Consider the following 10871-nt stretch of genomic DNA (forward strand, 5'->3'; position numbering starts at 1 on the left):
TTTATGTTTTAAATTGCCACATGTTTGCCGCAATATTGCCACAAAACAAAAGCTGTTTTTTTGAGATAATTATATAAGGAAAATAAACGAAAAGTTTACTTAAGGAGGTATAATATGAAAATTTCTTCGAACTACTATGATTATTATAATCAAATTTATCAATTGAACTCTCTTTCAAATACACAGATAAACAGTGATTTTCAGATAGACAATGATAATTCAAGTCTTTCTGAAGATAAAACTAAAGCAATTAATTTCATTCAGACAAGGAATTATATACCTGATGAGAATGTAGATATTGCGAATCTTAATTACAGTGGAACAATGGTGGCGAATTCACTAAGAATGCAGAGTGTTGATACTTCAGAAATGTCTGAGAGTATTGAGAAGCTAAACACAGATTTAGACTCTCTTAAAACAACAGATATTGATAGTATGTCTGCAGATGAGGCAAAGGAACTACTTATACAGCTACAAATAGATATGTCCTCCATAAAAAGCTTAGAGGGAGAAGCAAATGATATTTCTGATATAGATAGTATATCTGAGTCTGATATAAAAGATATGCTAAAAAATATTCAAGAGAATGCTAATAATATGGCTGCTCCGCCTCAAAATACTAAAGAGTTTAATGTATTTAGTAAAATAGATGAAAATATGGAGTCACTTAAAGATGTAGATATAGATAGTATATCTGTAGATGATGCAAAGGAATTGTTAACACAATTACAAACAGATATGGCTCCAATAAAAAATCCATATGGAGGATCAAGTAGTTCTCAAAAAATGGACATAGATAGTATGACCGAATCAGATGTTAAGGATATGTTGAAAAAAATTCAGGAATATGCTAATAAAATGACTATACAGACAGAAGATGATGAATTATCAGATACGTATAATAAAGTAAAAGAAGATATAGATACAATTAGAACTGCAGATATAGACAATATGTCTGCTGATGAGGTAAAGAGTGTACTTACACAGCTAAAAAATGATACAGAGTCTATATCAAGTGAAGAAGGACAAGCAGACGATATTTACAGTATAGATATAGATAGTATGTCTGAGTCTGATATAAAAGATATACTGAAAAAAATTCAGCAGCAGGCAAACGATATTCCTATGATGGGTAGATTTTATCCTTCACAGATGCCTAATCATATTGAGAAGAAAGAAAATTATACTAGTACAATAGATTCAGATATTAATGCTTAAAATATATTCGCTGAATGAATACGAATGACTTAGCTGAACTTTATTCCTACTTTGAAGAAGATAGGAGTATTAGAGTTGTTAGTGATCGGGTAAATACGTATAACTACACGGAGTAGTATAAAATTTATATGTGACCATTTATAATCCTATAGAAATTATTTTAAATCATTTGTTTATTGAACAAAACGAAAGGAAAGTGATATTAGAATGGGGATTTCATCAATTTCATATTCATCAAGTACAGTTTATTCTAAAGCAAGCAGCAGTAATACTAGCAGTAGTGAAATAAAACAACTTGAAAAGCAAAAAGCAGAATTAGAGAGTGAATTACAAGAAGCTCAACAAAGTAAGGGAGATGAACAAACAAAACAACAAAAAATTCAACAATTACAAATTGAAATACAGCAAATTGAGTCAGAAATCCAGCAAAAAAAGTCAGAAAAAACTGATCAAAGTCAAAATAGTATACAGCAATTAAAGTCTGTAAATAATAATACTAGGACAAAAAACAATAATGAGACAAGCAATAAATCTAATTCGGCTGATTCAGCAAATGAAAGCACTACCGGTAATAAAATTGATACATGGGCTTAATAGTAGTTATTATTGATCAAAATCATTAGGTTGGTTTGGATTTGAATTCCCAATATTAATTTAGGACTTGCTTCATCGCAAGTCCTTTTAGGTACATAAAGTAAAACTTGAATCAGATGGGGTATCAAACTACTCCTGATTCTTAGTTGAACGAGTCTAGAGACGTACCAGCTTGCAATGTCACCTCACAAAGAGGGAGTATTAGAGCGGGTAGTCATCGGATAAAGTGCAAAGAAGTAATTGAAAAAATATTTTAGCTACATTTTGCCACAATTTTACGGAGATTTATCTGGATGAATTGGAGTAGAATAATATATAAACAAGCTTTTGGAAGCGTAATGGGAAAATACTAGAAAAAAAACTGAAACTGGAGGTCTTTAAACATGAAAAAAAAGTTTTTAAAGGTATTACCTATAATACTTTTAATTTTTTTAGTAGGTGGAGGCGGTTATTATGCATATAAAAATAAAACGTCTAAAACTACTGTGTCAGCCACTAAATATTCTTTATCAAAGGTGACAAAAACTAATTTGGAAATTACTGTAGAAGCTACTGGTACTGTTACAGGGGGAGATGCAGTAAATGTTTATTCGTCTAATACTGGTTCTATACAAGAAATGACTGCAAAATTAGGTGCAGCTGTTAACAAAGGTGACTTGTTCTGCAAAATTGATGATGATACAAATAAGCAGGCAGTAGAAAATGCAAGGATTTCTCTGCAAGGAAGTTATTTGCAACTGGAAGCGTTGAAAAAACAATTAGATGATCTTTCGATAACTTCTCCTATCGATGGAACAATAAAAGCAGTATATGCAGAAGTTGGAGATGATGTTACTTCTATAAAATCTACTTATGGAGGAATGGCAATGATGACTGTCGGTACTGATAATGCTTTAGAAACAGCTGTTCCATTTCCTTCTAGTGGAAAAGTAGTTGAAGTTTGTACATCAGCTGGTCAGAGTGTTAAGAAAGGTGATGTGCTGTTTAAACTTGATCCTACAACTTTAAATAATACTATCGCTCAAAAAGAAAATGATATTAGACTGGCAGAAAAAAATCTAAAAGATAAGGAAGAGACATTATCTAAATCTACAATAACTACTCCTATAAGCGGAATAGTAACAGTATTAAATGTTAAAAATGGTGAAATAGCAACAAATGAAAAGCTTATAGCTACCATAACAGATACATCTAAAATGCAGGTAACACTTGCTGTAGATGAGTTAGATATTAACAAGGTTCAAGTTGGACAAACAACCGCTATAAAGATAGATGATATTGAAAACAAAAAGTTTACAGGTATTGTTGAATCTATTGCACAAAGTGGTACAACTACTAACAATGTTACAACTTATAATGTAGTTGTAACTATAGATAATCCAGAAAACGTAAAAATAGGAATGAATGCAAATGTTACTATTGCAGTACAAAGTAAAGAAAATGTATTGACAGTTCCCGTAGAAGCTATCATAGAAAAAAATGGTAAGAAGTATGTTATGGTTTCTGATGGAACACAGAAGTCAACTACATCTAATAATAAAAGTAGTGCTAATAACAAAAATAGTGCTAATAATGTAACTGCAGGAAAGCTTATAGAAGTAAAAACAGGGCTTAAAAATAAAACTTTAATTGAAATAACAAGTGGTGTTACTGAGGGGCAGGTTGTCATGACAGAGCTTTCAGCAAGCACGAGTACAAGTACGAAGTCAAGCAAAAATAGCCAAAGTACTGGAATGCCAGGCGGTGGAATGGGAGGACCTCCTGGAATGTAAACATATTTTAAATGGGAGGGATAATATGGATCTTGTTATAGAAATGAAAAATATTAATAAAATCTATAAAATGGGCAACAGTGAGTATAAGGCTTTAAGTGATGTTAACTTAAATATAAAAAAAGGTGAGTTTGTATCAATAGTAGGACCTTCTGGAGCAGGAAAATCTACTTTAATGAATATAATAGGGTGTCTGGATGTAGCAACTTCCGGACGATATATTCTTGATGGAGAAGATACAGATTGTAGCGATAACAAACTATCTGAAATTCGCAATAGAAAAATAGGTTTTATATTTCAAAACTATAATCTTTTGCCAAAGATGAATGTACTGGAAAATGTGGAACTGCCTTTAATATATCAGGGATTAAGTAACAAAGAAATGAAAGAAAAAGCTTTAAAATCTTTAGAAAGAGTTGGCTTAACCTCTCATATTAAGCATAAGCCTTCAGAACTATCAGGAGGGCAAAAACAAAGAGTTGCCATTGCAAGGGCCCTTGCCACAGGGCCTGAACTACTACTTGCAGATGAACCTACTGGAGCATTAGATAGTAAAACAGGAAAAGAAGTTATTGAAATGCTCAAGGAATTAAATAGAGAGGGAAATACAATTGTGCTTATAACTCATGATCGTGAAATTGCACAGCAGGCGAAAAGAATAATAACTGTAAAAGATGGATATATTGAATCAGATGAATTAAATCTTGAATATAGTAAGGTGATTTAAATGAAATTTAGTAAGCTTATAAAAATGGCAGTTTCATCGGTTTTGGCCAATAAAGTCAGGTCTTTTCTTACTATGCTGGGTATAATAATAGGAATTAGTTCTGTTATTGCTTTAGTAGGTATGGGACAGGGTACAAAACAGGATGTAGCTTCCAAAATTTCAAGTTTGGGAACTAACCTTATAACTGTAAATATAATGGGAAGAAGAAGTGTAACAGTAACAACTGCCGAGCTGAATGAACTTAAAAAGAAACCAGGAATAAAGGATATAGCTCCTTCAGCCTCGCAAGGAAGCGTTACGGTGAAGTCTGGAAGTAGCTCCAAGAGTACCTCAACTTCTATTGAAGGATGTGTACCAAGCTCTGCTACCATAAGAAAATTAGGTGTAAGTAATGGGAGATTTATAAATCAAGATGATGTGGATAGCAGATATAGGGTTGCAGTGATTGGTACAGATGCAGCAGATACTTTGTTTGGGAGTACAGATATTATTGGAGAGGAAATTAATGTAAATGGAAGTATATTCTCTATAGTAGGTGTCCTTGCAACTCAAGGAGGTAGTGGACAAGATTCACCAGATGACAAAATAATAATACCTTTAAGTGTTGCCCAAAGATTGTTTAAAATTTCAACAATAAGAACTTTTTATGTGGAAGCAGAAGATGAGAATTCAGTATCAGAAGCGAAGGCTTATCTTCAAATATTTTTAAATAACAAATTTAGTAGTGATTCCACAGGAAGTACTAATTATAGAATAATGGATCAATCTACTCTTTTAGCAACAGCTACCTCAACAAGTGATAGTATGACTACTATGCTTTCAGGAGTAGCAGCTATATCACTATTAGTTGGTGGAATAGGAATCATGAATATTATGCTTGTCTCAGTAATTGAAAGAACAAGGGAAATAGGTATAAGAAAAGCCATAGGGGCAAAGAGAATGACTATACTAATACAATTTTTGCTGGAATCAGCTGGTATAAGTACCTTTGGAGGAATTCTAGGAGTCTTAGGAGGATATGTAGCAGCTTATGTTATGAAAACTTTTTTTAATACATCTGTTGTAATATCTACTAATGTAGTTTTAATGGCATTCTTATTTTCAGTTGTTGTAGGTGTAGTTTTTGGAGTATATCCTGCTAATAAAGCTTCAAAGCTAAGTCCTATTGAAGCTTTAAGATTTGAATGATTTTTTAAGAGAGAACATTTTCTGTTCTCTTTTTTTGTGGTAAAAACTGAGGCGATGCATTATAATTTAACTATAAGATTATACTTAATAACAAATATATACACTGCCATTATAAGTTAATATGTGTTAAATAATAACGTTTTTATCACATGTTATATATTAAAAGAGTTATTAAAAGATAAGTGATTTAAAATAATTTATTGGAGGTAGCAATAATGATGAAAAGAACAGATACTAAGGAAATAGATGTAAAGTCACTTCAGATCAAGGACGTTATAGATATTGATCTGCTTCAGAGATTCCAAGATAACTTTGCAGAAAGTATGAATATTGCTAGTATAACTGTGGATATAAATGGAGTTCCAGTAACAAAAAATAGCTCCTATACAGACTTTTGTCAAAGATTCACTCAATCAACTACTGCTGGAAGGAATAGATGTGCAGAATCACATAAAAAAGGTGGAGAAGAAGCCGCAAGAACAGGAAAACCATATGTTTATAAATGTCATGCAGGATTAATTGATTTTGCAGCTCCAATATTGATTGATGGTCATCAAATAGGAACAATTTTGGGTGGACAAATTCTAACCTCACTACCTGAAGAAGAAAGTTATATAAAAACTGCAAAAGAAATAGGTGTTAATGAAGGGGAATACGTTAATGCTGTAAATAAAATTAAAGTTACTACTGAAAAGAATATAAAGTCAGCTGCAGAAGTATTATTTATTGTTTCAAATGCACTTTCAAAAATAGGCTATGAACAGTTTAGGCTTAAAGAAATATCTCAAGTGCTTTCTGAAAATTTTAGTCAGATATCAGCTACAATGGAGGAGTTGGCGGCCTCTGCTATAAACGTTACCAATAATCAGCATATGCTTAGTGAGGAAATAAACACAGTTAAGAATGTATCTATGGAGATAGATACAATACTTAATTCTATAAAAAGTATAGCTGATAAAACTAAAATGCTTGGCCTTAATGCTGCCATTGAAGCAGCAAGAGCTGGAGAGGCTGGCAGAGGCTTTGGTGTGGTTGCTTCAGAAATAGGCAAACTATCTCAAAGTTCAAAGGAAACAACTTTTACAATAACAGAGCTTACAGGAAAGATACATGAATCTATGGATAAAACAATTGAATCTTCAAAATCTACCTTAGAAACTACAGAGAATCAAAGGTTAGCAATTGAAGAGGTTAATAATAGTCTACAGGAACTTGTGAATGTATCCGCGGAATTAGAGAGATTAACAACTTCAGTAAATCATTAAATATGGAGAGTAGATTAATATGATAGTAAAAAATGAAGAAGTAAAATTTATCACAGTAGGCGAAGGTGTAGAGAGAAAGATATTGGCTACTGGTGGAAGTATGATGACTGTAGAAGTCAGATTTAAAAAAGGTGGAATTGGAGCAGTACATACCCATCCACATGAACAGGTTAGTTATGTTTTAGAGGGAAGTTTTGAATTTGACCTTGAAGGTGAAAAACATATTATAAAAGCTGGAGATACATACTATATAAAACCAAATCAAGCCCATGGTGTAGTGGCACTTGAAGATTCAGTAATATTAGACATATTTACTCCACAAAGAGAGGATTTTCTAAAATAACTTAATTTTTAGATTAAAAATAAAACAATTAATTTATTTTTAAAACGATACAGGATTAATTTCTTGTATCGTTTTCAATTGCCTAACATAAGATAATTTAGTCAAATGCACAAAAAAACTCTGGAAAAATAAATCAATTGACTAATGCATATTGAGTAAAACTAGTTTAATATATTATATATGAAGTGGAAACTTGAATCAGATGGGGTTTCGTCTACGACCGGGAGCTTTGCCCATTAAATGCCATTTAGGCATTTAACCCCCACCTGATTCTTAGTTGAATGAATCCAGGGACATAGCCGCTCTTTACTGCCACTTTGAAGAAGATGGGAGTATTAGAGCGGGTAGTCATCGGATAAACTAACAATGATGCAAGTGAACAAGTAGGGATTTCCAAAATGCTATTAATATTTGTAAAAAATTCAAGTGATAGACGTAGTTTAATTTTAGGAGGGTATTTAATATGAAAATGATAAGACAGTTTGCAATTATCAGTATAATTTGTTTTTTAGGCGAAGTAATAAGAAGTCTTTTGGGGATAGCTGTACCAGGAAACGTAATTGGCATGATATTATTGTTGATTTCTTTATGTTGTGGAATTATTAAACTTGAACTTATAGAAGACATTAGTAAGTTTTTATTAGATCACTTACCTTTTTTCTTTATTCCAGCGGGTGTTGGACTAATTGCTAGCGTGAGTATTATAAAAGATTGTTGGCAATATATAGTTCTTATAATTGTTATATCCACTATTATTGTTATGGCTATAACCAGTATAACAATTCAATTATTTAAAAGGAGTTGATTGTAATGAGAGATATAGTTTCTACCCCAGCCTTTGCTATAATGATTTCCTTAGTAGCCTTTGAGATAGGTTGTATAATTAATAAAAAGACAAAGTTATCTGTTCTAAACCCACTTTTAGTAGGCATAATTTTAATAATAATATTTTTAAAATATTTTAATATAAGCGTATCTGATTATAATAAGGGTGGACAGTTTATATCATTTTTTCTATCTCCAGCTACCGTTGTATTAGCGGTACCATTATATAAAAAAATAAAGCTTTTTAAGGAAAATGCTTTACCTATATTTTCAGGTATTTTTTTAGGTACTTTGAGTGGAATTGCCACCGTAATAACTTTATGTCATTTATTTGGACTATCAAAATCTTTAAATCTTTCAATTATACCTAAGTCAATAACTACGCCAATTGGTGTTGAGGTTTCAAAACAACTTGGAGGAATACCATCTATAACTGTAGCTGCAATAATACTTACTGGTATAATAGGATCTATAATTGGGCCAGGTGTTTTTAAAATCCTAAATATAAAAGATAAGGTAGCTATAGGAGTTGCTCTCGGTACTGCCTCACATGCTGTTGGTACTTCAAAAGCTATTGAACTTGGAGAAACAGAAGGTGCAATGAGCAGCCTCTCTATAGGTATAGCAGGGCTAATAACCGTATTAATTGTTCCTATTATGACAAAAATTTTTCACAGTTTAATCTAAATTTTATACTATATAAATACTGGCACTAAATTAAGTAATAACAATCTATAGTAAAAAGGAGACAGGACATGATTCAGTTATCGGAACAACTGGCACAGAAGATTGTGGATAAGATGATGGAGGTTATTCCTTATAAGGTCATCATTACTGATGAACAAGGTGTAATTATAGGAAGTGGCGATCCAGATAGAATTCATCAATTTCATTCAGTAGCAAAAAAAGTTCTTGAGACTAAAAAGATGATTAAAATACCTGATGATTCTTCACCAGGTGTAAGGGCAGGTGTGAATTCTCCTATTTTTTTTGATGGAAAACCGGTAGGAGCTATTGGAATTACTGGAGATCCTGAAATTGTGAAATCTTTTAGTGAGCTAGTTAGTGTTACTGCAGAGCTTTTAATTAATCAAGAATATGCTTCAAATCAACAGAAGATAAAAGAACAGGAGAGGGAAAAGTTTCTCTATGAACTTGTATATGCAGATGAAGCTTATTCTCAGTCTTTTATTGAGCGAGGGCTTTCTTTGGGAATAGATATAACTAGTGCTCATACAGCAGTACTAATAAGTTCTTCTAATGAAGATGCTTTAAAAAAGTTAAAAAACTATTTAAATTCTTTCCTTCAAAAACAAGAGTATTATCTTATACTTAATCCAAATACTATTGCTACATTTATGCATTCGGATAAATATCTTGTTAAGAGGTTAGAACGAATTTTAAATAATGAATTTACTAGCAATATAAATTTAGGGGTTGGACTTGCTGAATCTATCATTGCTGATTCAATAAATCAGGCTCGTAGAGCCCTAACTATTGGGAGAAAGTTGGAAAGTGGTAAGAATATTTATTTATATAAAGATCTGTACTTTATCTCTATGCTTGCTAATTTTGCAGGTGATCATAAATTAAAGGAATTAATTAGTAAGCTAAAATTAGACGGAAAGCAAGCAGATCTTTTAGATACTTTAGCTGCTTATGTTTACAATAATGGGGAAACAAATACAACCTCTGAAGCATTGCATATACATAGGAATACACTGAGTTATAGATTAGAAAAAATCCAAGAAATTTCAGGAAAGAATCCACGAAATCTAATAGAACTTTTTGAACTTTTTACAGCTTATGTAGTTTCTATGTTATAAGTTTTATATAGACACCCACCGCCGAAAGTTGACTTATTCTGCGGGATATAATACCAATCTTCAGCACGTTAAATATTTTTAAGTAGATCTAAAACTCAGAATTTATGAAAAACTAAGAACTTTAAATAACTCGCATTGCTCAGACAATCTAAAGTTCTAATTTTTTCACAAATTCTTTGTTAAGACTACTAAAAAATATTTAAATCTACCTTCAAATTGGTATTACATTCCTCCGAATAAGTCAACTTTCTGTTACGAGTATCTATAGATAAATGTGCTTAAAAGTTGACTTATTCTCTTATCAAAAGCCTTATATCTCAATGTTTCTAGATAATGAATAAGTCAACAACTGAACAAATTTATCTATATAGATATCCAATTCCAAAGCTTGATATATTCTTTAGCTATAATTCAGCAAGCTTAACAACTTAGCTAAGTGAATAATTCAAGTTATGAAGTTGTTTATCTATATAAAAGAAGGTTTATTCATAAATAATAAAAAAGAAGCTGGTTAGTGTAGTATGTAATTACACTAATCAGCTTTTTATCATATCTGACAATAAGAAGTAACAGCCAAAAAGGTGAAGAGAATCTGGGAAGTTATTCATTATTTTAGGTATCGTCTCGTATTCAGAAAGTTAATCTACTTTTAGAATTATATCTGTGATTCCTCTTACATGTGTATTTAGGGCTTCTAAATCTTTAGAATCAAGAGAGGATATTTTTTGTGCTAGATTGTTTTTGATTGCTTCTTCTTGTTCTTTTATAAATTCATGAGCTTTTTCTGTTAGTTCAATTCTTAGTATCCTTCTATCATTTGGATCATTGTATCTAGTAACCATCCCCTCACTAATTAGTTTATCAATGATAGGTGTCATATTAGGTTTAGATATTGTAAGATTTTTAGCTGCCTCAGATATAGAACAGGCACCATGATGAGCAAGATGAATTATAACCTTTATATGTGAAGGTGGTATAGGAAGATTTTTTGTGATTTCACTTGGATTAAAAAATTTCCTATGTAAATATAACATTAAACTATACAAATCTCCAGAGAGCTTATTGAGTTCAGTAGTACTCATCGTATCCTCCTTAGGTAAATTTTATGAATTT

Annotated in this window: 11 protein-coding genes; 10 read left to right on the top strand and 1 reads right to left on the bottom strand. The window is 31.6% G+C overall.

The features are described from left to right. The first annotated feature begins 114 nt into the window (after window positions 1-114). The 10 genes from CLMAG_RS24260 (at window position 115) to CLMAG_RS24305 (ending at window position 9758) form a co-directional block, all read left to right on the top strand. Entirely contained in the window at window positions 115-1218 is a 1104-nt protein-coding gene (locus tag CLMAG_RS24260) for a hypothetical protein (RefSeq protein WP_066628721.1), read from the top strand. A 207-nt stretch (window positions 1219-1425) separates the two neighbouring features. Further along, a complete protein-coding gene (locus CLMAG_RS24265) occupies window positions 1426-1812 on the top strand; it encodes a FlxA-like family protein (RefSeq protein ID WP_066628727.1) in 387 nt (128 codons plus the stop codon). A 383-nt stretch (window positions 1813-2195) separates the two neighbouring features. Continuing rightward, window positions 2196-3584, top strand: a complete 1389-nt coding sequence (locus CLMAG_RS24270) for an efflux RND transporter periplasmic adaptor subunit (protein ID WP_066628729.1) — start codon at window positions 2196-2198, stop codon at window positions 3582-3584. Window positions 3585-3609: 25 nt separating this feature from the next. After that, the gene (locus CLMAG_RS24275; RefSeq protein WP_066628731.1) at window positions 3610-4311 is read left to right on the top strand and encodes an ABC transporter ATP-binding protein; all 702 of its coding nucleotides are present in this window, start codon (window positions 3610-3612) and stop codon (window positions 4309-4311) included. Continuing rightward, window positions 4312-5499, top strand: coding sequence for an ABC transporter permease (locus CLMAG_RS24280; RefSeq protein WP_066628734.1), 1188 nt, complete (start codon window positions 4312-4314; stop codon window positions 5497-5499). A 215-nt stretch (window positions 5500-5714) separates the two neighbouring features. Further along, window positions 5715-6764, top strand: a complete 1050-nt coding sequence (locus CLMAG_RS24285; RefSeq protein WP_066628737.1) for a PocR ligand-binding domain-containing protein — start codon at window positions 5715-5717, stop codon at window positions 6762-6764. A 19-nt stretch (window positions 6765-6783) separates the two neighbouring features. After that, window positions 6784-7107 (top strand): cupin domain-containing protein, encoded by a 324-nt coding sequence (locus tag CLMAG_RS24290; RefSeq protein WP_066628740.1) that lies wholly within the window; start codon window positions 6784-6786, stop codon window positions 7105-7107. A 463-nt stretch (window positions 7108-7570) separates the two neighbouring features. After that, entirely contained in the window at window positions 7571-7912 is a 342-nt protein-coding gene (locus tag CLMAG_RS24295; protein ID WP_066628742.1) for a CidA/LrgA family protein, read from the top strand. A gap of 5 nt (window positions 7913-7917) precedes the next feature. Continuing rightward, window positions 7918-8619, top strand: a complete 702-nt coding sequence (locus CLMAG_RS24300) for an LrgB family protein (RefSeq protein ID WP_066628743.1) — start codon at window positions 7918-7920, stop codon at window positions 8617-8619. A 68-nt stretch (window positions 8620-8687) separates the two neighbouring features. Next, window positions 8688-9758 (top strand): CdaR family transcriptional regulator, encoded by a 1071-nt coding sequence (locus tag CLMAG_RS24305; RefSeq protein ID WP_066628744.1) that lies wholly within the window; start codon window positions 8688-8690, stop codon window positions 9756-9758. Window positions 9759-10396: 638 nt separating this feature from the next. Here CLMAG_RS24305 and CLMAG_RS24310 read toward each other — a convergent pair. Beyond that, window positions 10397-10840, bottom strand: a complete 444-nt coding sequence (locus CLMAG_RS24310; protein ID WP_066628746.1) for a MarR family winged helix-turn-helix transcriptional regulator — start codon at window positions 10838-10840, stop codon at window positions 10397-10399. Between the last annotated feature and the right edge of the window lie 31 nt (window positions 10841-10871).

This window comes from Clostridium magnum DSM 2767 (assembly GCF_001623875.1).
Classification (GTDB): Bacteria; Bacillota; Clostridia; order Clostridiales; family Clostridiaceae; genus Clostridium_AM; species Clostridium_AM magnum.

Bases quoted from the DNA above. Each gene is read 5' to 3' on its own strand.
- CLMAG_RS24275 (WP_066628731.1), top strand. From the start codon at position 3,610: ATGGATCTTGTTATAGAAATGAAAAATATTAATAAAATCTATAAAATG.
- CLMAG_RS24310 (WP_066628746.1), bottom strand. From the start codon at position 10,840: ATGAGTACTACTGAACTCAATAAGCTCTCTGGAGATTTGTATAGTTTA.
- CLMAG_RS24305 (WP_066628744.1), top strand. From the start codon at position 8,688: ATGATTCAGTTATCGGAACAACTGGCACAGAAGATTGTGGATAAGATG.
- CLMAG_RS24270 (WP_066628729.1), top strand. From the start codon at position 2,196: ATGAAAAAAAAGTTTTTAAAGGTATTACCTATAATACTTTTAATTTTT.
- CLMAG_RS24295 (WP_066628742.1), top strand. From the start codon at position 7,571: ATGAAAATGATAAGACAGTTTGCAATTATCAGTATAATTTGTTTTTTA.
- CLMAG_RS24290 (WP_066628740.1), top strand. From the start codon at position 6,784: ATGATAGTAAAAAATGAAGAAGTAAAATTTATCACAGTAGGCGAAGGT.
- CLMAG_RS24260 (WP_066628721.1), top strand. From the start codon at position 115: ATGAAAATTTCTTCGAACTACTATGATTATTATAATCAAATTTATCAA.
- CLMAG_RS24265 (WP_066628727.1), top strand. From the start codon at position 1,426: ATGGGGATTTCATCAATTTCATATTCATCAAGTACAGTTTATTCTAAA.
- CLMAG_RS24280 (WP_066628734.1), top strand. From the start codon at position 4,312: ATGAAATTTAGTAAGCTTATAAAAATGGCAGTTTCATCGGTTTTGGCC.
- CLMAG_RS24300 (WP_066628743.1), top strand. From the start codon at position 7,918: ATGAGAGATATAGTTTCTACCCCAGCCTTTGCTATAATGATTTCCTTA.
- CLMAG_RS24285 (WP_066628737.1), top strand. From the start codon at position 5,715: ATGATGAAAAGAACAGATACTAAGGAAATAGATGTAAAGTCACTTCAG.